The sequence below is a fragment of the Streptomyces sp. NPDC107454 genome (genome assembly GCF_055582885.1).
The window spans coordinates 161,372-184,335 of the sequence record NZ_JBVJPA010000009.1 but is presented as its reverse complement, the minus strand read 5'-3'; the positions used below and the strand labels follow the sequence as shown (position 1 = coordinate 184,335).

Below are 22,964 nucleotides of genomic sequence, written 5' to 3'. Positions count from 1 at the left end.
GAATCGGTCTGAGGGTCCCATGGGCGACTCGTTCCCCGGGCCGGCCTACGCGTGCGTCAGCCGGAGCCGTAGATCGATCTCCTGGTCGCCGGAGGCGGACCCGGACACCTGGACGCCGAAGGCGGACGTGAGGGTCTGCCGCAGCCGGTCGACCGCCACGGGACCGCCTTGGAGCTCCACGGCGACGGAACCGTTCAGGGAGAGGTCGGTCGGAAGCGCGGCGTCGCGCGCGTCCCGCCCGACGAGGAAGGCTCCGGTCCAGGTGTCGGACCGCGCGGTGCTGTCGTGCCGAGGCATGTCGTCACCGCTCTCCTCGGCGAAGCGTGTGCCCAGGACGCGCAACACGGTGTCCGCGTCCGAGAGGGAGCAGGCGTCCAGGACGACCTGCACCAGCTCCGGGGAAGAGCCCGACCGATCGGCCTGGTCGGGGGATGACGAGGTGTTGTGCGCGGTGTCGGTGTGGTGCGCCGTGCTGTTCATGGTGTCCTCTCACGTCTCCTGGTCGGGCCCGGCACCGGCGGAGCGGAGCCGAACCGCGTGCGGGTCGCGTTGTCGTCAGAGTTCGCGCAGGGCGGGCAGCAGTGCCTTCTCGGCCCAGGCGATGAACGGGAGTTGCTGGTCGCCGCCCACCTGCACCAGGGCGATCTCGGTGGAGCCCGCCTCCTCGTAGGGCCGGACCGCCTCCATGAAGGTGTCGACGTCGTCGCCGCACGGGATGGCTCCCGCGGTGTCCTCTGACGTACCGGGTGGCGCCCTCGAAGCCCGAGGGGCCCGGCAGTTCGGCGTTGACGGGCCGGCCGCCGAGGGCCCAGCGGAACTGTTCGTGCGCGCGGGCCGTCGCGGCCTCCCGGTCCGGGTCGTAGCGGACGGGCAGCTGCCCGACGCGCGGTGTGCCCCGGCCACCACTTCGGTCGAAGGCCTCGATGAGTTCCGGCTCGGGCTCGGTGACGATGACGAGCTCCGCGAGCCGGCCGGCCAGGGAACGGGACCGCTTGCCGGATAGGGCCACCCCGATCGGGGGCGGTTCGTCCGGCAGGTCCCACAGCCGGGCGTTCGCCACCTCGAAGTGCGTGCCCCGGTGCTGCACGTCGCCGCCCCCGAAGAGCTCGCGGATGATCTCCACGGCTTCCTCGAGCATCTCCAGACGGATCTGCGGGGAGGGCCAACGACCGCCCACCACATGCTCGTTGAGGTTCTCGTCCGAGCCGAGCCCGAGTCTGAACCGGCCCACCGAGAGCAGGTGCAGGGTGCCGCCTCCTGCGCGACGACGGCGGGATGACAGCGGGTCGTCGGGCAGGTCACGTACGTCATGAGTGGTGTTCGCGCCGTCGCCCGGGCGGCGGCGCCGCGCACGCCCCACGCGTAGGGGGCGTGCCCCTGCGACTCCAGCCAGGGAGAGTAGTGATCGGACGTGACGGAGAAGTCGAAGCCGGCCCGCTCCCCCTCGACCACGCGTTCTACGAGGTCGCGGGGGTCGGCCTGCTCAGTCACCATCGTGTAGGCGATTTGCACCATATCCTCCGCATTACCCGTAGCCATGATCCGAAACATCCGACCGCTGTCACAGGTGGTGAGTCGGCGCCGAACGGAGGGGGCACCGCCTCACCGACGCCGGGTTCCCCCACGCCACGGAGGTCACGGTCCTCCGGGGCAGGCCGGGTCAGGCCGAGTCGCGGACGAGCACCCGTCCCGGGGACCGGGTGATGCCGCCCGTGTCGAGGCCGAGGCCGAGGGCGGTGCGTGCGGCCAGTCGCCCGTGGCCTTCGGCGTCGGACCTGGACGAGGGCCCGATCATCGAGCAGGACGTCGTCCGGGTGACGCACGCCGAGAACGCCGCCGACCTCCAGCGCCGCGGCGCGGACTTCGAGCGAGCCGTCCTGTCCCGGGCCGTGGAGTGGCACAGCCAGGACCGCGTGATCCGCGACGGCAACCACACGATCGTCTTCGCCTGAGGACCGAAGACGATCGCCCGGCTGCTGGTGAACACGCTGCGAGCCGCCGCCTGGGCGAAGCACCCCGCATGAGCGGTGCGGCCCTCGCGCGACCGCGCCCCGACGACGTCCTCCGGGAACCTGATCAAGATTGGCCGCCGCGATATCGAGAAGACCGGGCCGTCGGCCCGTACCCATGGTCATGGGGTCGCCCCGCCCCTGACATGGCCGACATTCGAAGAACAGGCAGCCTCATGAACGCATCCGCTTCCATCGGCGTCACCGGCCTCGGAGTGATGGGCCGCAACCTGGCCCGTAACTTCGCCCGGAACGGTTACACCGTCGCCGTCCACAACCGCTCCGCCGGCCGCACCCGCGCGCTGGTGGACGAGTTCGGCCACGAGGGCACCTTCGTCCCGGCCGAGACGGCCGAGGAGTTCGTGGCCGCGCTCGCCCGCCCCCGCCGCCTCATGATCATGGTGCAGGCGGGCGCCGCCACCGACGCCGTCATCGACGAGTTCGCCCCGCTCCTCGAGAACGGCGACATGATCATCGACGGCGGCAACGCCCACTTCGCCGACACCCGTCGCCGCGAGGCCGCGCTGCGCGAACGCGGCCTGCACTTCGTCGGCGCGGGCATCTCCGGCGGTGAGGAGGGCGCCCTCAACGGGCCGAGCATCATGCCCGGCGGCTCGGCGGAGTCGTACGCCGTCCTCGGCCCGATGTTCGAGAGCATCAGCGCCAAGGTCGACGGCGAACCCTGCGCCACCCACATCGGCACCGACGGCGCCGGACACTTCGTCAAGATGGTCCACAACGGCATCGAATACGCCGACATGCAGCTCATCGCCGAGGCCTACGACCTGCTGCGCCAGGTCGCCGGGTACAGCCCCGCCGAGATCGCCGACGTCTTCCGCACCTGGAACGAGGGCCGCCTCGGCTCCTATCTGGTCGAGATCACCGCCGAGGTCCTCGCCCACACCGACCCCCACACCGGTGGCGCGTTCGTCGACATCGTCGACGACGCCGCCGGACAGAAGGGCACCGGCCGCTGGACCGTGCAGACCGCCCTCGACCTGGCCTCCCCGGTCACGGCCATCGCCCAGGCCACCTTCGCCCGCGCCGCCTCCGGCCAGAGCGACCTGCGCGCCGCCTACCGAGGGCTGCCCGGCGGCACGACTCCCCCGCTCAGCCGCACCGAGGCCGCACGCTTCACCGCCCAGGTCGAACACGCCCTGTACGCCTCGAAGGTCATCGCCTACGACCAGGGCTGGAAGATGATCCTGGACGCCGCCGCCGAGTACGGCTGGAAGATCGACCTCGGCTCGGTCGCGCGCATCTGGCGCGGCGGCTGCATCATCCGCGCCTCCTTCCTCGACCGTATCCGCGCCGCCTACGCCACCGACCCCGACCTCGTCAGCCTGCTCGCCGAGGCCGGTTTCGCCCAGGAGATCAGCGACGCCCAGGTGCCCTGGCGGGAGATCGTCGCCTCCGCCGCCCGGCGTGGCATCCCCGTCCCCGCGTTCTCCGCCGCGCTCGCGCACTACGACACCCTGCGCGCCGACCGCCTGCCCGCCGCCCTCCTCCAGGGGCAGCGCGACTACTTCGGCGCCCACACCTACCGGCGCACCGACCGTGAGGGCTCCTTCCACACCCACTGGTCGCAGCCCGACCGCCCCGAAACCACCGCCTGACAGGAACTCGGGCCGCGGCGAACAGAAGGCTGACGCGCAGAGGGTTCCCTACTGTTCGACGACTGGGAGAGCCAGATCGTCTTCACGTGCCCCTCGGGTGACCTCGGCGCGGACGGCGGCACCCCGTACGAGGGCTCGGGGCGCGCCTCGTACGGGGTGGTCTCGGGGGACGGTGCCGCGGCGGGTCAGGCCAGGGTCGCGGTGTCGATCACGAAGCGGTAGCGCACGTCCGAGGCCAGGACACGCTCGTACGCCTCGTTGATCTTCTCGGCGGGGATGATCTCGACCTCGGCGCCGATGCCGTGCACGGCGCAGAAGTCGAGCATCTCCTGTGTCTCGCGGATGCCGCCGATCAGCGATCCCGCGTACACGCGGCCCTGCATGATCAGCGAGAACACGTTCAGCGACAGCGGCTCCGCGGGAGCGCCGACGTTGACCATCGTGCCGCCCACGGCGAGCAGGCCGAGGAAGGTGTCGAGATCGAGCTTGGCGCTGACCGTGTTGAGGATGACGTCGAAGGTGCCGGCGAGCTGCTCGAAGGTGGCCGGGTCGCTGGTGGCGTAGTAGTGGTCGGCGCCCAGCCGCAGGCCGTCGTCCACCTTCTTCAGCGACTGCGACAGGACGGTGACCTCGGCGCCCATCGCGTGTGCGATCTTGACGGCCATGTGACCGAGTCCGCCGAGGCCGATGACGGCGACCTTCTTGCCGGGTCCCGCGCCCCAGCGGCGCAGCGGGGAGTACGTGGTGATGCCCGCGCACAGCAGCGGGGCGGCCTCGTCGAGGCCGAGGCCCTCGGGGATGGTGACGACGAAGTCGTCGTTGACCACGACGTGGGTGGAGTAGCCGCCCTGGGTCAGGGTGCCGTCGGCGTCGATCGAGCCGTAGGTGAGGGTGTTGCCCTTGAGGCAGTACTGCTCCTCGCCCCGCAGGCAGGGCACGCACTCACGGCAGGAGTTGACCATGCAGCCGACGCCGACCCGGTCGCCCACGGCGTGCAGGGTGACCTCGGAACCGACCTGGGTGACGATGCCGGCGATCTCGTGGCCGGGGACCAGGGGGTAGGTCGCCGGGCCCCACTCGCTGCGGACGTTGTGGATGTCGGAGTGGCAGATGCCGCAGTACTTGATGTCGATGAGGACGTCGTGCGGGCCGACGTCACGGCGCTCGACGGTGGTCGGCGCGAGCGGTTCGGTCGCCGAAGTGGCGGCGTATGCGGGGACGGTGAGCACCGGTTCTCCAGTGGGGGTGAAGGTGATGGGGTCGTCGGCATCCGGACGGCTGCCGAAGTCCGGCGTCCAACTCGCTGTTGATCTCGCGGCCGGTGTCCGTCAGAGTGACGTCCTTCTCGACGCCGTCGGCCCCGATACGGCCCTCGCGGCGGGCCCACATGGGGCAGTCGCGCAGGTCAGGGGGCGCCGGAGTGGGGCGCGCCCACCAGCGGTCGGCGCCGTGGTCAGGGCTGGACGAGCACCTTCAGTGCCTCCCGGGCGGCCATCGCGCGATAGCCGTCGGGTACCTCGTCGACGCTCACCGTGCGGTCGAAGACGCGCCCGGGTTCGATCTTCCCCTCGAGGACGTCGGGGAGGAGTTCCTCGATGTAGGCGCGGGCCGGAGCCACACCGCCGGTGAGGGTGATGTTGTTCATGAACACCTCGAAGCCCAGTGGCGCCTGGTCGTACTGCGGGGCGCCCACCCGGCTGATCGTGCCGCCCGCGCGCACCACGCCGAGCGCCGTCTCAAGGGCGGGCAGCGTACCGACGCACTCCAGCACCGTGTGCGTACCGTCGCCGCCGGTCAGCTCGCGCACGCGCGCGACGCCCTCCTCACCGCGTTCGGCGACGATGTCGGTGGCACCGAAGTCGCGGCCGAGATCGGTGCGGTCCTTGTGGCGTCCCATCAGGATGATCCGCTCGGCGCCGAGCCGCTTGGCGGACAGCACCGCTGACAGCCCGACCGCTCCGTCACCGACCACGGTCACGGTCGTCCGCGGGGTGACACCCGCCGTCACCGCGCAGTGATGGCCGGTGCAGAACACGTCGGACAGGGTCAGCAGCGACGGCAGCAGGGCGGAGTCCTCGCCGACGGGCAGCTGCACCAGCGTGCCCTGGGCGTGCGGTACCCGCACCGCCTCTCCCTGACCGCCGTCCACCCCGTCCGTGGCCCAGAAGCCCCCGTGCCGGCACGAGGTCTGCAGGCCTTCGCGGCAGAAGTCGCAGGTGTTGTCCGAATAGACGAAGGGGGCCACCACCAGGTCTCCGGACTTCAGTCCGGACACCTCCGCGCCGATGTCCTCGACGACACCCAGGAACTCGTGGCCGATGCGGTCGCCGCGCTCGGTGGGCGGACGCGACCCGTACGGCCACAGGTCGCTGCCGCAGATGCACGACCGCAGCACGCGTACGACCGCGTCCGTGGGCCGCTGGATCTTCGGGTCGGGAACCTCCTCCACCCGCACGTCACCGGCACCGTAAATCAGAGTTGCTCGCATGAGTCTTTCCGATCGAGTCGTCCTGTACTTGCTCGCAGAGCATCTAGAGCGGCGGCAGCGCCGCGTCCGGCTCGGAACAACCGGGAATTCAGGCGACTGTCCCCTTCGGTCGAAAGGGACATTCCGGCCGTTCAAAAAGTATGGGTCCCGATATCGGGACCCGCACTCTCACGCCTGTCTTCGATGACGACTCGGGGGCGGTCTTTCAGACCTTCCAGGAGCGCAGCTGGTCGGCGACGGCGGGGACGCCGACGCGGGTGTCGTGGATCTTGCGGACGAGGTCGGACAGGGCTCCGTAGGGCGGGTCGATGCCCTCGCCCGACTGGTCCATGTACTGGGCGGCGACGAACGCGGCGAAGAGGCTGTTGCGGTGCGGCAGGGGCTCCAGGCGCACGATGGTGTGCATCAGCGCGGCGGCGCGCCAGGCCGCGTCCGGGTCGGCCGCGGCGAGCGTGGGCAGCTTGGTCTTGTGCCGGGCGACGGCCGCGACGAGCGCGGAGTAGTCCGACACGGACATGTCCTCGCGGGCGAGGGCGGCCTCCTGGACGTCGAGCAGCCAGGCGACATCGATGGTCAGGTGCATCAGGCGGCCGCGGATCCGTCCCGGCGCTCGGCGGGCGGCACCTCGTCGGGGAACGCGTCGTCGAACTCGCCGCGCAGCCGGTCGGCCCAGGCGGTGGCGCCTGCGACGAACTGCCTGCGCTGCATCTCCCGGACACCGAGGTCGTGCAGATACTGCTTGAGGCTCTTGCCGTCGGCCGCGGCGGCGGCGCGCACTCCCTCGAGCTCCTCTTCCGTGAAGGTCACGTTCAGTGATGGCATACAAGGATGGTACCTGGTTGGTACCTGGGGCGCGAGATCTCAGGACCGGCCGCCCGCGCCGAGCCGGGAGCGGTGCCGGTGTCCTACTGGATGAACAGGCGGCCAGGGGCGTCAGGTCCTGGACGTCGCCGATCTAAGCTCGGCGCATGGCCAAGTACTTCGACGTGCACCCCGAGAACCCCCAGCAGCGCACTCTCAGCCAGGTGGCGGACATCATCCGCGGCGGAGGGCTCGTCGCCTATCCGACCGACTCCTGCTTCGCCCTCGGGGCTCAGCTGGGCAACCGGGACGGACTCGACCGGATCCGTTCGATCCGCCGGCTGGACGACCGGCACCACTTCACCCTGATGTGCCAGGACTTCGCGCAGCTGGCCCACTTCGTACGCCTGGACAACGCGGTGTTCCGTGCGATCAAGGCCTCGACTCCGGGTAGTTACACCTTCATCCTCCCAGCGACGAAGGAGGCACCGCGCAGGCTGCTGCACCCGAAGAAGAAGACGGTCGGTGTCCGGATTCCCGACCATGTCGTCGCCCGGGCGCTCCTGGCCGAGCTCGGCGAGCCCCTGCTGTCGAGCACCCTGCTCCTCCCCGATGAGGAGAAGCCGCTGACCCAGGGCTGGGAGATCAAGGAGGAACTCGACCACGTGGTGGACGCGGTCCTCGACTCCGGCGACTGCGGCGTCGAGCCGACGACGGTCATCGATTTCTCGCAGGGCGAGCCCGAGATCGTACGACGAGGAGCGGGCGACCCCTCCCGGTTCGAGTGAGGCGAGCGAGCGGGGCGGCCCGGGCGGTCAGAAGGCGGGGCCGCTGACCTTCCAGATCCGGGTGGCGACCTGGAGGTTGAAGCGGCTGTCCACCTCGTCGAGCCGACGGCCGCTGACCTCCCTGATGCGCTGCAGACGGTAGCGGAGTGTGCTGCGGTGCACGGCGAGGGACTGCGCCGTCTCGTCGTAGTTGCCGCCGTGGTCGAAGTACCGGGTGAGGGTGTGCACCAGGTCGGTGCCGTGGGCGTCGTCGTAGTCGAGGAGCGCGCCGAGCCATTCGCGGACGAAGTCGGTGACGTCCCCCGCGTCCTTGTCCCGGGCCAGGATGCGGTAGAGGCCGAGTTCCTCGCAGCTCGTGGTGCCGTCCGCGGGGTGGGACTGGCGGCGTACCGCAAGCGCGCGGACGGCTTGGTCGAAGGAGCGCGGGATGTCCGCCACCGCCTCGCACAGGCTGCCGATGCCCACCGCGCCGTGCGGGGAGCCCACTTCGTCGGCGAGGGCCTTGTACAGGCCCGAGTCGCGCGGCTCGCCCCGGACCACGAGCACCGCCATGTCGCCTCGTCGGGCCAGCAGCGACCGCAGGCCCCGTCCCTGCGCGGCACGTCCCACCGCTCCCAGGAACCGGTCGTCGGCGGCCGTTCCCCGCCATTGTGCGACCGTGACATGGTGCGGTCCGTGCAGGTCGTGGCCGACGGCCTCGGCTCTGGCGTACGCGCCGCCGGCGTCGGCGCCGGTGAGCAGGTCGTCCACAAGTTCCCGGCGCAGGCGCAGTTCGGCCTCCGCCAGACTGCGGCGGTGGGCCAGTTCCAGGGACAGTGCCGTGCACGCGTGTTCGAGGGCGAACATGTCAGCCTCGCCCGCCGTGCCGTCGGGGTCGATCAGCTCGATACTGCCGAGGGGTTCCCCGTGGTGGCGGGCCAGTCCGACGAGGCGTCCCTCGTGACGGATCGGACCGAGCTCGCGCATCGCGTCGTGCATGAGTTGCTCGCGCTGGAGCGGATCGGGCTTGGCGTCGGTCTCGGGCGGGACCGGCCCCGCGCGGGCGAGGAGGTTTCCGAAGCGGTCCTCGACACGGGTGGCGAGACCGGTCAGCTCGTACACGGCGGCGGCGATGCCGTGCTCCCCCTCGTCGGTGAGGGAGGTCCGGGCGAGGACGTCGTGCACGGTGCGCTGCTCCTCCAGCTCCGCCACCAGCGCGGTGAGTCGTTCGTTGACCGCGTCCCGCTCCTCGATCGCCCGGAACAGCTGTCGGGCGTACTCGCGGTCGCGGCGGCGGGCCTCGGCGTTGTAGAGCGCGGCGCCGGTCGGCTGAGCAAGGGCGTAGACGAGGAAGCGGTCCTCGTCGGGCGGCGGTTTCCCAGCGCTGACCAGCAGGTAGCCGAGCAGCCCGCCGGAGCTGCGCAGGCCCACTGCCCAGCCCCAGCCGCCCTCCCGGAAGTGGACGGCGCCGTCCTCCCCCTCCAGCGCTGTCAGCTGTTCGACCGGGTCGGTCAGATCGCGCGGTGCCCGGCCGTCAAGGGCCCGTGTGCTCGGCGTGGCCTCGAGCTCGAAGCGGCCGTCCCTGAGCATGTAGCAGCCCTCGGGCCGGCAGTCGAGGAGGCGTGGCACCTCGTCCATGGCCAACTGGAGGATCTCGTCCACCGGGCGGCCGTCGAGCATGGTCACGGCCAGTACGAACACGTCGTACAGGCTCGCCGACTGCTTGCGTCCCCAGCCGGTCAGGGCGGTGGTCGGCGCCCGGCTGCCGAGGCCGCGTGGTGCGATGCTCCGGTGCGCCGCACCGGTCGCGTCGTCGGCCGTGCCAGACATGCCGCAATACTAGCTTTCACCCGTTTTCGCCGCTTCTTGCACCAGGCACCCATGGGGGCGGCACGTACCGCGTGGCCTCCTGCACTCCCAGGGGCACAGGAAGGGCCGAACTTCGCCCCGTCGGGAGCAGGCGTCGCCCTTCGTCCCGTAACACCCTGGCAAGGACGGAACCCACGACCCGTGTCCGCCCGCTGACGCCCGCGGACACGCGACCTCACCTGAAGACAACCGCCGCCACCGGAGACGGGCGGACGCCGGGGGTGGCAGGCGAAGGAGTTCCTCATGGCCAAGGCAGTCGGAATCGACCTGGGCACCACCAACTCGGTGATCGCCGTATGGGAGGGCGGTGAAGCGACCGTCATACCCAATGCCGAGGGCTCGCGCACCACCCCCTCCATCGTCGCCTTCACCGACAGCGGCGAACGGCTGGTGGGTCAGCTCGCCAGGCGCCAGGCGATCCTCAATCCCAAGGGCACCATCTACTCGGCCAAGCGGTTCATCGGCCGGCACTTCGACGAGATATCCGACGAGGCCAAGGCGGTGGCGTACGACGTCGTCGAGGGCGAGGGCGGAGTCGCGCGCTTCAAGGTGCGCGACAAGCTGTACGCGCCGGAGGAGATCAGCGCGCTGGTGCTGCGCAAGCTCGCCGACGACGCCGGCAAGCAGCTGGGCGAGAAGGTCACCGAGGCCGTCATCACCGTGCCCGCCTACTTCAACGACGCCCAGCGCCAGGCGACCAAGGACGCGGGGCGCATCGCGGGGCTCGAAGTACTGCGGATCATCAACGAGCCGACGGCGGCGGCACTGGCGTACGGCATGGAGAAGAAGCAGCACGAGACGGTGCTCGTCTTCGACCTCGGTGGCGGCACCTTCGACGTGAGCATCCTGGACGTCGGTGACGGGGTCGTGGAAGTGCGCTCGACGGCGGGCGACAGCCACCTCGGCGGCGACGACTTCGACCGCCGCCTCGTGGACCTGCTCGCGGACGGCTTCCAGAAGGAGAACGGGATCGACCTGCGCAAGGACCCGCAGGCGCTGCAACGGCTGTTCGAAGCCGCGGAGAAGGCCAAGACGGAGCTGAGCTCGGTCACCCAGACGCAGGTCAGCCTGCCGTTCATCACCGCGGACGCCTCCGGCCCCAAGCACCTGACCGAGACGATCATGCGGTCCACGTTCGAGAAGATCACCGCCGACCTGGTCGAGCGGACCATGGAACCGGTCAAGCAGGCGATGACCGACGCCAAGGCCAGCGCGAACGACGTCGACGAGGTCATCCTCGTCGGCGGTTCGACGCGCATCCCCGCCGTGCAGAACCTGGTCCGCCGGCTGACCGGCGGCAAGGACCCGAACATGAGCGTCAACCCCGACGAGGTCGTGGCGCTGGGCGCCGCGATCCAGGCGGGCGTGCTCAAGGGCGAGGTCAAGGACGTCCTGCTGCTCGACGTGACCCCGTTGTCGCTGGGCGTGGAGACCCGCGGCGGTGTGATGACGAAGATCATCGACCGGAACACCACGATCCCGGTCCGCCGCTCGGAGACCTTCTCCACCGCGGAGGACAACCAGGAGGCCGTGGACGTCGTCGTGCTACAGGGCGAGCGCGAGATGGCCGCCGACAACCGGATCCTCGGCCGCTTCCAGCTGAAGGACATCCGCCCCGCCCCGCGCGGCGAGCCGCAGGTCGAGGTCATCTTCGACATCGACGCCAACGGCATCCTGAACGTCACCGCACGGGACAAGGACACCAGCAAGGAACAGACCATCACGATCAGCGAGGGCTCCAACCTCGACCAGGGCGAGGTCGAGCGGATGGTCCAGGAGGCCGAGCAGCACCGTGGCGAGGACCAGGCGCTGCGCGACGCCGTGGACGCCCGCAACGAACTGGACGCCGTGGCCTACCAGGTGGAGCGCCGGCTGAACGAGCTGGACGACGCGGTGCCCACGCACGAGCGGGCCCGGGCGGACATGCTCGTCGCCGACGCCCGTGAGGCGGTCCAGCAGGAGGCGTCCCCGGACAAGGCCAGGCCGCTGACCTCCGAGCTCCAGCAGGTGCTGGCGTCGCTCGCCCAGTACCAGGCGGGCGCGGCCGCACAGGCCCAGGCCGGCGCCGGAACCGGAACCGGGACGGAGGACACCGCGAGCGCCTCGGCGGCAGCAGGCGACGACGTGATCGACGCGGAATTCGACAAGAGCTGAGGAGCGGTCATGGCCACCGAGCAGGAGCCGATGACGCCCCCGGAACAGCCGGGCGAGCCCCCCTCGTCCTCGCAGGCGCCGGAGGCGGACGAACAGACCGCCGCCCTCGACGAGATGCGCGACCGCTGGCGCCGCGCGCTCGCCGACCTGGACAACCTCCGCAAGCGTCACGCGAAGGAACTCGAACGCGTGCGGGCCGAGGAGCGCGCCCGCACCGCCGGGGCCTGGCTGCCCGTCCTCGACAACCTGGAACGGGCGCTGGCCCACTCCGACTCCGACCCCTCCGCCGTGCTGAAGGGCGTCGAAGCCGTACGCGACCAGGCGGTCGAGGTGCTGCGCGGCCTCGGGTATCCCCGCTACGAGGAGACCGGGGTGCCCTTCGACCCGACCCGGCACGAGGTCGTCGGAGTCGTCGACACCCCCGACGCCGAGCCGAACACCGTGGCCCAGGTGGTGAGCCCGGGCTACGGGGCGGACGGGAAGCAGTTGCGCCCCGCCTTCGTCGTGGTCAGCAAGCGGCAGGAGTGACGCCCCATGGCACGGGACTACTACGACGCGCTCGGGGTGCCGCGCACCGCGAGCGCGGAGGAGATCCAGCAGGCCTTCCGCAAGCTGGCGCGCAAACACCACCCCGACGTCAACAAGGACCCGGGAGCCGAGGAGCGCTTCAAGGAGATCAACGACGCGTACAGCGTGCTGTCCGACCCCAAGACCAGGCAGCGCTACGACCGCTTCGGTGAGAACTACCGGCAGATCCCGGAGGACTACGACGAGCGGGTGGCCGCGGGAGCGGGTGCCCGGGGCGGCTGGAGCGCGGGCGTCGGAGGGGCCGGTGGAGGCGGCGGACGCGGGGTGCGCTTCCGTACAGCGGACGGTGTCGACTTCGACGGCTCCGGCGTCGACTTCGAGGACCTGTTCGGCGGGATCTTCGGACGCGGCGGGGGCGCGGGGGCGCGGGGCGGCTGGGGTCCCGTGCCGGGCGCCGACCAGGAGGCCGAGATCCAGCTCGGCGTCGAGGAGGCCTACCGGGGCGGCAAGCGCGGCATCACCCTGGGCGGCCCCACCGGGCAGCGCACCTACGACGTCAGCATCCCACGCGGGGTGGTGGACGGGCAGCGCATCCGGCTGGCCGGAGAAGGCGGCAGGGGCAGCCCCGACGCCCCGCCGGGCGACCTGTATCTGCGCGTGCGGATCAAACCCGACGGTCGGTTCCGGCTGGAGGGCCGCGACATCCACGTGGTCCTCCCGGTGACACCGTGGGAGGCGGCACTCGGCGCGACCGTGCCGGTGTCCACCCCCGGCGGCACGGCCAAGGTCACCGTCCCCGCGGGATCCTCCAGCGGCCGCCGGCTGCGGCTGCGCGGCGAGGGCATGCCCAACCCGCGCGGCGCGGACGGCAACCTGTACGCGGAGGTCCGCATCATGGTGCCGCCCGAACCGACCGCCCGTGAGCGTGAGCTCTTCGAGGAACTGGCCGCCGCGTCCGCCTTCGACCCGAGGAGGCCCCGATGACCACAGCCCCCCGTCCCGGCGGTGCGCACCGCCGTACCGCCACCCCGGTACCCCGGCCGGCCCTGAACATCGTGGTCCGCGCCGCCCCGCTCGGACCGGCCCACCGGCTCGGTCTCGACGCCGTCGCCACCCGTTCCGGTCTCCATCCGGACCTCGTACGCCGGTTCGTCACCCTCGGCCTCGTCGACGCCACCCGGGACGCCACCGGGCGACTGTGGTTCGAGCCGTCCGCTCCCGCCACCCTCGCCCGCATCCAACGACTACGGGCCGCGCTCCCCCTCAACTACGCCTCCCTGGGTCTGGTGCTCGATCTGCTCGACCGGATCAGTGAGTTGGAGGACGCCCTGAGGCGCAGCAACGCCGGCTCCAGGAGTGATGAATCGTGGATATGAACCGGCTCACCCAGAAGTCCCAGGAGGCGCTCCAGGAAGCGCAGACCATCGCCGGCCGGCTGAACCAGACCGAGGTCGACGGCGAGCATCTGCTCCTCGCCCTGCTCGACCAGCCCGACGGCCTGATACCGCGGCTGATCGACCGGTCGGGCGCCGACACCAGGGCCCTGCGCACCGCGCTGAACGAGGAGTTGGCCCGCAGGCCGAAGGTGACGGGCCCCGGTGCCACCCCCGGGCAGGTCTACGTCACCCAGCGGCTGGCGAAGGTACTGGACTCGGCCGAGCAGGAGGCCAAGCGGCTCAAGGACGAGTACGTGTCCGTCGAGCATCTGGTGCTGGCGCTCGCCGACGAGGGCTCCCGCACGGCTTCCGGCCGGCTGCTCAAGCAGTACGGCGTCAGCAAGGACGGGTTCCTGTCCGCGCTCACCCGGATCCGCGGCAACCAGCGCGTCACCTCGGCGACGCCCGAAGCGGCGTACGAGGCACTGGAGAAGTACGGCCGTGATCTGGTCGCCGAGGCTCGCAGCGGCAGGATGGACCCGGTGATCGGCCGGGACGCGGAGATCCGTCGGGTCATCCAGATCCTGAGCCGCAAGACGAAGAACAATCCCGTCCTCATCGGTGACCCGGGGGTCGGCAAGACCGCCATCGTGGAGGGGCTCGCCCAGCGCATCGTCCGGGGCGACGTGCCCGACGGGCTGCGCGACCGGACGATCTTCTCCCTCGACATGAGTTCGCTGGTGGCGGGCGCCAAGTACCGCGGCGAGTTCGAGGAACGACTGCAGGCCGTACTGAGCGAGGTCAAGGCGGGCGAGGGGCGCATCCTGCTCTTCGTCGACGAACTGCACACGGTCGTCGGCGCGGGCGGCGGCGCCGAGGGCGCCATGGACGCCGGGAACATGCTCAAGCCCATGCTGGCGCGCGGCGAGCTGCACATGATCGGCGCCACCACCCTCGACGAGTACCGCAAGTACGTCGAGTCCGACGCGGCCCTCGAACGCCGCTTCCAGCAGGTGCAGGTGGACGAGCCGAGCGTCGAGGACACCATCTCCATCCTGCGCGGGCTGCGCGAGCGCCTGGAGGTCTTCCACGGTGTAAAGATCCAGGACACCGCGCTGGTCGCGGCGGCGACCCTCAGCCACCGCTACATCTCCGACCGGTTCCTGCCGGACAAGGCCATCGACCTGGTCGACGAGGCGTGCGCGCGGCTGCGTACCGAGATCGACTCCATGCCCGCCGAACTGGACGAGATCACCCGCCGGGTGACCCGTCTGGAAATCGAGGACGCGGCACTCGCCAAGGAGACCGACGCCGCCAGCCAGAAGCGACTCGACGAGCTGCGCCGCGAACTGGCCGACCTGCGCGCCGAGGCCGACGCCATGCACGCCCAGTGGGAGGCGGAACGCCAGGCCATCCGCCGGGTGCAGGAGCTGCGCCAGGAACTGGAGCACGTCCGGCAGGAGGCCGAGGAGGCCGAACGCAGCTACGACCTCAACCGGGCCGCCGAACTGCGCTACGGCAAGCTCACCGAACTCGAACGCCGCCTCACGGCGGAGGAGGACGCGCTGGCCGCCAAGCAGGGCGAGAACCGGCTGCTGCGCGAGGTCGTCACCGAGGACGAGATCGCGGAGATCGTCGCCGCCTGGACCGGCATCCCCGTCACCCGCCTCCAGGAGGGCGAGCGCGAGAAGCTGCTGCGCCTCGACGAGATCCTCACCGAGCGGGTGATCGGCCAGAACGAGGCGGTCAAGCTGGTCACCGACGCGATCATCAGGGCCCGCTCCGGGATCCGGGACCCGCGTCGGCCGATCGGCTCGTTCATCTTCCTCGGCCCCACCGGCGTCGGGAAGACCGAGCTGGCCAAGGCGCTCGCCGCGGCGCTCTTCGACTCGGAGGAGAGCATCGTCCGCCTGGACATGAGCGAGTACCAGGAACGGCACACCGTCAGCAGACTGGTGGGAGCGCCTCCCGGATACGTCGGCTACGAGGAGGGCGGCCAGCTCACCGAGGCGGTGCGCCGCAAGCCGTACTCCGTGGTCCTGTTCGACGAGATCGAGAAGGCCCACCCCGACGTCTTCAACATCCTGCTGCAGGTGCTCGACGACGGCCGCGTCACCGACTCCCAGGGCCGCACCGTCGACTTCCGCAACACCGTGATCATCATGACCTCCAACATCGGCTCGACCCACCTGCTGGACGGGGTGTCCGCCGACGGCGACATCAAGCCCGCCGCGCGGGCGCTGGTGATGAGCGATCTGCAGAGCCACTTCCGGCCCGAGTTCCTCAACCGCGTCGACGACATCGTGCTGTTCAAGCCGCTGGGCCTGACCCAGATCGAGCGGATCGTGGAGCTGCAGTTCAACGACCTGCGCCGACGGCTGGCCGAACGGCAGATCACCGTCGAGCTCACCGACACCGCCCGCGAACTCATCGCCGAGCAGGGCTTCGACCCCGTGTACGGAGCTCGGCCGCTGCGCCGGTACATCTCGCACGAGGTCGAGACGATGGTCGGCCGGGCGCTGATCCGCGGTGACGTGCAGGACGGCGCGACGATCCGCGTCGACGCCCAGAACGGCGAACTCGTCGTCACCTACGGCGGACAGGCCGCACCGGACGTGCGGAAAGCCGCGTGAGTGCGGTGACCACGAGTACGGGCACGAGCAAGACGGTCGTCTGCGACCACTGCGGTCGCAAGAACCGGGTGCCGGCGGCGGCCGGGGGCACGCCGCGCTGCGGGAACTGCGCGTCCCCGCTCGCGTGGATCGCCGACGCCGGCGACGCCGACTTCGCGGAGGTCGCCGAAGAGGCGAAGCCGTACGTCGTCGTCGACCTGTGGGCCACCTGGTGCGGGCCCTGCCGGATGGTCAGCCCTGCGCTGGAGCAGGTCGCCCACGAACTCGCCGGGCGGGTCAAGCTGGTCAAGGTCGACATCGACCAGAACCCGCGGCTCGCGCAGCGGTTCCAGGTACAGGCCGTACCGACGCTCCTGCTGCTCGACAAGGGAGAGGTGATCGCACGCAAGACGGGAGCGGCACCCGCGTCGGCGCTGAGGCAGTGGGTGGAGGAAACCCTGGCCGCCCGTCGTTGAACGCGGCCGTCGACGCGCGACCCGTCAACGCCAGTCGGGAGCACCCGAGGCGGGCGACGGCAGGGACTCGATCTTCATCCGCATCTCCCGCATGACGGCGACGATACGGGCCTCGTGCTCGCCGGTGAGCCGGGCCACCGGAACCGAGCAGCTGATCGCGTCGACGGCCGGCGTGTCGTAACGCAGGGCGAAGCCGAAGCCCGCGATGCCGGGCACCGTCTCCTCGCGGTCGATGGAGTAGCCGCGCTCCCGTACCTCCGCGAGGTCCGCGAGCAGGGTGGCCGGCTCGGTGTGCGTGTTCTCCGTGAGAGCGGTCAACGGCCGCGCCGGAAGTGACAGTTCGCTGTCCGGACGCTCGGCGAGCAGGGCCTTGCCGAGGGCACCGGCGTGGGCCGGGACCCGGCGGCCGACCCGGCTGAGGGTACGCGCGTACTCGTGCGACTCGCGGGTCGCGAGATAGACGACGTCGGCGCCGTCGAGGCGGGCCAGGTGGATGGTCTCCCCGAGCGCGTCCGAGGCTTCGTCGAGGTAGGGGCGGACCACCCGTACGTGCCGGTCGCTGTCGAGATAGCTGGTGCCCGTGAGCAGGGCACGGATCCCTATGCCGTACAGCGAACCGGTGGTGTCGGCGCGCACCCAGCCGCGGTCGACGAGGGTCTGCAGCAACTGGTACATGCTGCTGCGCGGCACCCCCAGTTGCCCGGCGAGTTCGTCCAGCCGGGCCGGCCGGTCGCCCCGCCCGGCGAGCAGTTCCAGCAGCGCGACCGTGCGGGCCGCCGACTTCACTTCTCGGACACCACTGCTCTCCGGCATGGAGCCCATCGTAAATCCGCCCTGCCGCACCCATTGACCCCGCGCGTTCACGAACCTAGCCTCCATCTTCATACATAGACGTCATCTGCATATGAGGACAAAGTTCATGACACGGTTCAGTGCGGCGGCCGAGGACGTGGCCGAGCGACTGCGGGACGGCATGGCGGGCGGGGTGCTCTCCTTCCCGCTCACGAGCTTCCGGGAGGACGGTGGGCTGGATCTGGCGGCATACCGGACCTACGTGTCCGCCCAGCTGGACAGCGCGCCGGGCGCGGTGTTCCCCGCCTGCGGTACCGGAGAGTTCTTCTCACTGGACGAGGACGAGTACCGCGCGGTCGTCGGCGCCACGGTCGAGATCGCCGACGGACGGCTACCCGTCGTCGCGGGCATCGGTTACGGCTGGGCGCAGGCCCTGCGCTTCGCCCGGATCGCGGAGGAGGCGGGCGCGGACGCCGCGCTGGTACTCCCTCACTACCTGGTCGCCGCCCCGCAGGACGGACTGGTGGAACAACTGCGGCAGATCGCCTCCGGCACCTCCCTGCCACTGATCGCCTACCAGCGCGGTCAGGTCGCGTTCACCGCCGACAGCCTGCGCCGGATCGCGGAGATCCCCACGGTCATCGGCCTCAAGGACGGACACAGCGACCTCGACCGCCTCCAGCGCCTCACGCTCGCGGCGCCCGACGGCTTCCTCTTCTTCAACGGCGCCTCCACCGCCGAGATCCAGGCCCGCGCCTACGCCACCGTGGGCGTCCCCGCCTACTCCTCGGCGGTCCACGCCTTCGCGCCCGAGATCGCGAACGCCTTCTTCGCCGCCCTGCGGGACGGCGACGACGCGGGAGTGACCAAGCTGCTGCGCGACTTCTACGTCCCGCTCGTCGAACTGCGCGACCGGGTCCCCGGCTACGCGGTGTCGCTGGTCAAGGCAGCCGCCCGGCTGCGCGGCCTGCCGGTCGGGCCGGTCCGCGCGCCGCTCACGGACCCGGGTCCGGAGGAGCTCGGAGAGCTGGCGAAGGTGCTCGACGACGGTCTGAAGGTGGTCGGTGCCGTACGGCGGTCTGACTGACAGATGACGTCGTCTGTCATCTGTTATCCGTCACCTGTCATCCGTCGTCTGTCATCCGTCATCTGTCATCCGCAATCCGTCATCTGCCCTCTGCCACCCGTCGTCCATCACCCGGTCCAACCAGTTCAAAGGGGAACTGAGACGTGCCGCTCCTCGTAGTCGGAATCAGCGTTCTGGTCCTGCTGCTGCTCATGACCAAGCTCAAACTGAACGGCTTCGCCGCCCTGCTGCTGGTCGCGGTCGGCGTCGGTCTGGTCCGTGGGATTCCGCTGGAGAAGATCCCGGACGTCCTCTCCGAAGGCATCGGCGGTCAGATCGGCGACACGATGCTCACCATCGGGCTGGGCGCGATGGTCGGCCGTGTCATGGGGGATTCGGGCGCCGCCCAGCGCATCGCAGGCAAGCTCCTCGACGCCTTCGGCCCACGTGGCGTCCAGGTCGCCATGGTGGTGACGTCGATGCTCATCGGCGTGACGATGTTCTACGAGGTCGCGTTCATCATCATCGTGCCCATCGCGTTCACCCTGGTACGGGTGACCGGCGCGAAGCTGCTGTGGGTCGGGCTGCCGATGTCGATCGCTCTGTCGACCATGCACAGCTTCCTGCCGCCCCACCCCGGTCCCACCGCGGTGGCCGCGACCTTCCACGCGTCCGTCGGTCTGACGCTGTTCTACGGCCTGTTCATCGCCGTCCCGGTCGGCGCGCTCATCGCCCTGGTGTGGCCACGGCTGCCGTTCATCAGGGCGATGAATCCCTCGATCCCCGCGGGCCTGGCCGGCGAGCGGGTCTTCGAGGACGAGGAGATGCCCGGACTCGCCTGGTCACTGGGCGTGGCCCTGTTCCCCGTGGTGCTGATCGCCGGTGCCGCCGTGACCGACATGGCCACGTCCGGTTCCAGCCCGTTCCTGCACTTCGTCGCCTTCATCGGATCCGCGCCGATCGCACTGCTGCTGACGCTGCTGCTGGCGGTCTGGGCGTTCGGCCCGCGCATCGGCCGGAGCCTCGCGGAGGTCAGCGCCTCCTGCAACTCCGCCGCCCAGGCGATGGCCATGATCCTGCTGGTGATCGGTGCCGGCGGCGCCTTCAAGAACGTCCTCGTCGAGGGCGGGATATCCGACTACATCAAGGACCAGACGCACGGCTGGTCCCTCTCGCCGATCGTCCTCGCGTGGCTCATCGCGGTCATCCTCCGGGTGGCACTGGGCTCGGCGACGGTCGCCGTCGTCACGGCCTCCGGCGTGGTGCTGCCACTCCTGGCGGGCGGCGGGGTACACCCCGAGATGATGGTGCTCGCCGTCTGCTGCGGTTCGATCGCCTTCTCCCACGTCAACGACCCCGGATTCTGGCTTTTCAAGGAGTACTTCGACCTCTCGGTCGTCGAGGCGATCAAGGTCCGCACCACGTACACCACCGTGCTGGCCGTCCTCGGTCTGGGCGGTGTCCTGGCGGTCGAGTGGGCCCTCGACGTCCTCAGCCTCTGACCACAGCCCCCTGTCACCCCCGTACCCAAGGACTTTGAGACGCATGAGCAAGAGCCAGCCGACCGTCACCGCCTTCTCCGTCTACCCGGTCGCCGGCCGGGACTCCATGGAGCTGAACCTCTCCGGCGCGCACGGTCCCTACTTCACCCGCAATGTCGTCGTCCTGACGGACTCCGAGGGGCGTACGGGTCTCGGTGAGGTCCCCGGCGGGGAGAAGATCACGCGGACGCTGCGGGATGCCGAGTCCCTGGTCGTCGGAGCGAAGGTCGGTGACTACAAACGCGTGCTGCGCGAGATCGGTGACCGTTTCGCCGACCGCGACGCCGGTGGTCGCGGCGCCCAGACCTTCGACCTGCGGACCACCGTCCACGCCGTCACCGCGGTCGAGTCGGCGCTGCTCGACCTGCTGGGCCAGCATCTCGACGTACCTGTCGCGGCGCTCCTGGGCGACGGACAGCAGCGCGACTCCGTACGGGTCCTCGGCTATCTGTTCTACGTCGGTGACCCGGGCCGCACGGAACTGGAGTACGTCCGCGAGCCGGACGCGGCCGAGGACTGGTACCGGATCCGGCACGAGGAGGCCCTGTCGCCGGAGGCGATCGTCCGGCAGGCCGAGGCGACCCACGACCTGTACGGCTTCCGGGACTTCAAGCTGAAGGGCGGTGTCCTCGCGGGCGCGGAGGAGGTCAAGGCCGTACGGGCGCTCAAGGACCGCTTCCCCGAGGCGCGGATCACCCTGGACCCGAACGGCGCGTGGTCGCTGCGCGAGGCGATCGAGCTGTGTACGCCCCTGGTGGGCACGCTCGCCTACGCAGAGGACCCCTGCGGGGCAGAGGGCGGCTACTCCGGTCGGGAGATCCTGGCCGAGTTCCGCCGCGCGACGGGCCTGCCGACCGCGACCAACATGATCGCCACCGACTGGCGGCAGCTGACCCATGCTCTGGCCCTGCAGTCGGTGTCCATCCCGCTGGCCGACCCGCACTTCTGGACCATGCAGGGCTCGGTGCGGGTGGCGCAGTTGTGCAACGCGATGGGGCTGACCTGGGGTTGTCACTCGAACAACCACTTCGACATCTCGCTGGCGATGGTGACGCACTGCGGGGCCGCGGCTCCGGGCGCGTACAACGCCCTGGACACGCACTGGATCTGGCAGGAGGGTCTGGAGCGGCTGACCGTCGAACCGCCGCGCATCGTCGACGGGGAGATCGCCGTGCCGGACGCGCCCGGTCTCGGTGTCCGGCTCGACAGGGAGCGGCTGCTGGCGGCCCACGAGCTCTACCAGGAGAAGGCGTTGGGGGCGCGTGACGACGCCGTCGGGATGCGCTACCTCGTCCCCGGCTGGGAGTTCGACAGCAAGCGTCCGTGTCTGGTGCGCTGAGCCACTCTCATTTCCGTCGTGGGACCGACTGTTGTCCATTCACCCTTTCGGGTGAGGACTTCGGCCTGACAGACTCCGGAGGGTGCGCGACTTCGACATGCTTGTCATCGGATCCGGCCCGGGTGGTCAGAAGGCCGCCATCGCCGCGGCCAAGCTCGGCCGCCGGGTCGCCGTCCTCGACCGCCCCGACATGGTCGGCGGGGTCTCCATCCACACCGGGACCATCCCCTCCAAGACCTTGCGCGAGGCGGTCCTCTATCTCACCGGCCTCACCCAACGCGATATGTACGGCCAGAGTTACCGCCTCAAGGAGGACATCACCGTCGCCGACCTGACCGCGCGCACCCAGCACGTGGTCAGCCGCGAGGTCGACGTCATCCGTAGCCAGCTGTCCCGCAACCACGTCTCCCTGTTCGCCGGCACCGGCCGCTTCGTGGACGACCACACGGTCGCCCTGGTCGAGGCGAACGGCAACGAAAAGCTGCTGACCGCCGAGCACATCGTGATCGCCACCGGCACTCGGCCGGCACGTCCCGCGAGCGTCGCGTTCGACGGGCGCACGATCATGGACTCGGACAACGTTCTCAACCTGGAGCGGGTGCCGCGCTCCATGGTCATCGTCGGGGCCGGGGTGATCGGCATGGAGTACGCCTCCATGTTCGCGGCCCTCGGCAGCAAGATCACGGTGGTCGAGAAGCGGGCCGGGATGCTCGACTTCTGCGATGTCGAGGTGATCGAGTCGCTCAAGTACCACCTGCGGGACCTCGCCGTCACCTTCCGCTTCGGGGAGACGGTCGCCTCGGTCGAGCATCATCCCCGGGGCACGCTCACCGTCCTGGAGAGCGGCAAGAAGATCCCCGCGGACACCGTGATGTACTCCGCGGGGCGGCAGGGCCTCACCGATGAACTCGACCTGGACAAGGCCGGGTTGTCCGCCGACCCGCGCGGCCGCATCAAGGTCGACGAGAACTACCGCACCGAGGTGCCGCACATCTACGCGGTGGGCGACGTGATCGGGTTCCCGGCACTGGCGGCGACCTCGATGGAGCAGGGCCGTACGGCCGCTTACCACGCCTTCGGCGAGCCGGTGCACCCGATGCACGACCTCCAGCCGATCGGCATCTACACCATCCCGGAGATCAGCTTCATCGGGCGCACCGAGGACCAGCTCACCGAGGAGTGCGTGCCCTTCGAGGTCGGCATCTCCCGCTACCGCGAACTGGCCCGGGGTCAGATCATCGGTGACTCGCACGGCATGCTCAAGCTCCTGGTGTCCCCGGACGACCGCAAGCTGCTCGGCGTGCACTGCTTCGGTACCGGGGCCACCGAGCTGATCCACATCGGGCAGTCCGTGATGGGCTGTGGCGGCACGGTCGACTACCTCGTCGACGCGGTGTTCAACTACCCCACGCTGGCCGAGTCCTACAAGGTCGCCGCCCTGGACGCCACCAACAAGATCCGTCAGATAGACCGCCTGAGGGACTGATCACCGCCAGGGCCCCGCGAGGCACGTATCGAGGTCCGGCACGG

At 70.3% G+C, this 22,964-nt stretch carries 19 protein-coding genes and 2 pseudogenes; 13 read left to right on the top strand and 8 right to left on the bottom strand.

Annotation, left to right across the window (positions count from 1 at the left end; all coding sequences use genetic code 11):
• Window positions 1-45 precede the first annotated feature (45 nt).
• Window positions 46-480 (bottom strand): hypothetical protein, encoded by a 435-nt coding sequence (locus tag ACZ69M_RS24230; RefSeq protein ID WP_470052750.1) that lies wholly within the window; start codon window positions 478-480, stop codon window positions 46-48.
• Between the two features lie 75 nt (window positions 481-555).
• Window positions 556-1,515 (bottom strand): annotated as a pseudogene (locus tag ACZ69M_RS24225) (TIGR03557 family F420-dependent LLM class oxidoreductase).
• Between the two features lie 257 nt (window positions 1,516-1,772).
• Between ACZ69M_RS24225 and ACZ69M_RS24220 the strand changes: the two are divergent.
• Window positions 1,773-1,952: pseudogene (locus ACZ69M_RS24220) on the top strand (formyltetrahydrofolate deformylase); the annotation flags it as partial.
• Between the two features lie 233 nt (window positions 1,953-2,185).
• Window positions 2,186-3,625, top strand: coding sequence for an NADP-dependent phosphogluconate dehydrogenase (gene gndA, locus ACZ69M_RS24215; RefSeq protein WP_352047103.1), 1,440 nt, complete (start codon window positions 2,186-2,188; stop codon window positions 3,623-3,625).
• Window positions 3,626-3,810: 185 nt separating this feature from the next.
• On the opposite strand, the gene ACZ69M_RS24210 is transcribed toward gndA, so the two are convergent.
• From ACZ69M_RS24210 to ACZ69M_RS24195, 4 genes are all read right to left on the bottom strand, one after another.
• Window positions 3,811-4,854 carry an NAD(P)-dependent alcohol dehydrogenase gene (locus ACZ69M_RS24210; protein WP_470052748.1) on the bottom strand — a complete coding sequence of 348 codons (1,044 nt, stop codon included), beginning with the start codon at window positions 4,852-4,854 and terminating at the stop codon, window positions 3,811-3,813.
• A 224-nt stretch (window positions 4,855-5,078) separates the two neighbouring features.
• Window positions 5,079-6,113 (bottom strand): zinc-dependent alcohol dehydrogenase family protein, encoded by a 1,035-nt coding sequence (locus ACZ69M_RS24205; protein WP_470052746.1) that lies wholly within the window; start codon window positions 6,111-6,113, stop codon window positions 5,079-5,081.
• Window positions 6,114-6,318: 205 nt separating this feature from the next.
• Window positions 6,319-6,696 carry a toxin Doc gene (locus tag ACZ69M_RS24200; RefSeq protein ID WP_352047106.1) on the bottom strand — a complete coding sequence of 126 codons (378 nt, stop codon included), beginning with the start codon at window positions 6,694-6,696 and terminating at the stop codon, window positions 6,319-6,321.
• Window positions 6,696-6,935 carry a hypothetical protein gene (locus ACZ69M_RS24195; protein ID WP_067374823.1) on the bottom strand — a complete coding sequence of 80 codons (240 nt, stop codon included), beginning with the start codon at window positions 6,933-6,935 and terminating at the stop codon, window positions 6,696-6,698. Before ACZ69M_RS24195 ends, ACZ69M_RS24200 begins: the two co-directional genes overlap by 1 nt.
• A 146-nt stretch (window positions 6,936-7,081) precedes the next feature.
• Between ACZ69M_RS24195 and ACZ69M_RS24190 the strand changes: the two genes are divergently transcribed.
• A complete protein-coding gene (locus ACZ69M_RS24190; protein ID WP_067374821.1) occupies window positions 7,082-7,702 on the top strand; it encodes an L-threonylcarbamoyladenylate synthase in 621 nt (206 codons plus the stop codon).
• Between the two features lie 27 nt (window positions 7,703-7,729).
• Here the strand turns inward: ACZ69M_RS24190 and ACZ69M_RS24185 are convergent, their stop codons facing one another.
• Window positions 7,730-9,511 (bottom strand): PucR family transcriptional regulator, encoded by a 1,782-nt coding sequence (locus ACZ69M_RS24185; RefSeq protein ID WP_470052744.1) that lies wholly within the window; start codon window positions 9,509-9,511, stop codon window positions 7,730-7,732.
• A 282-nt stretch (window positions 9,512-9,793) separates the two neighbouring features.
• On the opposite strand from ACZ69M_RS24185, the gene dnaK reads away from it, so the two are divergent.
• Genes dnaK through trxA form a run of 6 tightly spaced genes read left to right on the top strand, consistent with a single transcriptional unit; the run spans window position 9,794 to window position 16,696 of the window.
• Window positions 9,794-11,704: a molecular chaperone DnaK gene (dnaK, locus tag ACZ69M_RS24180; RefSeq protein WP_470052742.1), complete on the top strand. Its 1,911-nt coding sequence runs from the start codon at window positions 9,794-9,796 to the stop codon at window positions 11,702-11,704.
• Between the two features lie 9 nt (window positions 11,705-11,713).
• A complete protein-coding gene (locus ACZ69M_RS24175) occupies window positions 11,714-12,232 on the top strand; it encodes a nucleotide exchange factor GrpE (RefSeq protein WP_470052740.1) in 519 nt (172 codons plus the stop codon).
• Window positions 12,233-12,238: 6 nt separating this feature from the next.
• Window positions 12,239-13,216, top strand: coding sequence for a DnaJ C-terminal domain-containing protein (locus ACZ69M_RS24170; protein ID WP_470052738.1), 978 nt, complete (start codon window positions 12,239-12,241; stop codon window positions 13,214-13,216).
• Window positions 13,213-13,608 (top strand): chaperone modulator CbpM, encoded by a 396-nt coding sequence (locus ACZ69M_RS24165; RefSeq protein ID WP_101406834.1) that lies wholly within the window; start codon window positions 13,213-13,215, stop codon window positions 13,606-13,608. The genes ACZ69M_RS24170 and ACZ69M_RS24165 overlap by 4 nt, the downstream gene beginning before the upstream one ends.
• Window positions 13,599-16,241: an ATP-dependent chaperone ClpB gene (clpB, locus tag ACZ69M_RS24160; protein WP_470052736.1), complete on the top strand. Its 2,643-nt coding sequence runs from the start codon at window positions 13,599-13,601 to the stop codon at window positions 16,239-16,241. The genes ACZ69M_RS24165 and clpB overlap by 10 nt, the downstream gene beginning before the upstream one ends.
• A complete protein-coding gene (trxA, locus tag ACZ69M_RS24155) occupies window positions 16,238-16,696 on the top strand; it encodes a thioredoxin (RefSeq protein WP_470052734.1) in 459 nt (152 codons plus the stop codon). The genes clpB and trxA overlap by 4 nt, the downstream gene beginning before the upstream one ends.
• Before the next feature lie 24 nt (window positions 16,697-16,720).
• Here the strand turns inward: trxA and ACZ69M_RS24150 are convergent, their stop codons facing one another.
• Window positions 16,721-17,509: an IclR family transcriptional regulator gene (locus ACZ69M_RS24150; protein WP_470052732.1), complete on the bottom strand. Its 789-nt coding sequence runs from the start codon at window positions 17,507-17,509 to the stop codon at window positions 16,721-16,723.
• Window positions 17,510-17,615: 106 nt separating this feature from the next.
• Between ACZ69M_RS24150 and ACZ69M_RS24145 the strand changes: the two genes are divergently transcribed.
• The 4 genes from ACZ69M_RS24145 to sthA all read left to right on the top strand — a co-directional run bounded on the left by ACZ69M_RS24145 (window position 17,616) and on the right by sthA (window position 22,920).
• A complete protein-coding gene (locus ACZ69M_RS24145; protein ID WP_470052731.1) occupies window positions 17,616-18,575 on the top strand; it encodes a 5-dehydro-4-deoxyglucarate dehydratase in 960 nt (319 codons plus the stop codon).
• Between the two features lie 143 nt (window positions 18,576-18,718).
• Entirely contained in the window at window positions 18,719-20,056 is a 1,338-nt protein-coding gene (locus tag ACZ69M_RS24140) for a GntT/GntP/DsdX family permease (RefSeq protein WP_470052729.1), read from the top strand.
• 43 nt (window positions 20,057-20,099) lie between these two features.
• On the top strand, window positions 20,100-21,434 hold the full coding sequence (locus ACZ69M_RS24135; RefSeq protein ID WP_351423047.1) for an enolase C-terminal domain-like protein: 1,335 nt from the start codon (window positions 20,100-20,102) through the stop codon (window positions 21,432-21,434).
• Window positions 21,435-21,516: 82 nt separating this feature from the next.
• On the top strand, window positions 21,517-22,920 hold the full coding sequence (gene sthA, locus ACZ69M_RS24130; protein WP_470052727.1) for a Si-specific NAD(P)(+) transhydrogenase: 1,404 nt from the start codon (window positions 21,517-21,519) through the stop codon (window positions 22,918-22,920).
• The last annotated feature ends 44 nt before the right edge of the window (window positions 22,921-22,964 follow it).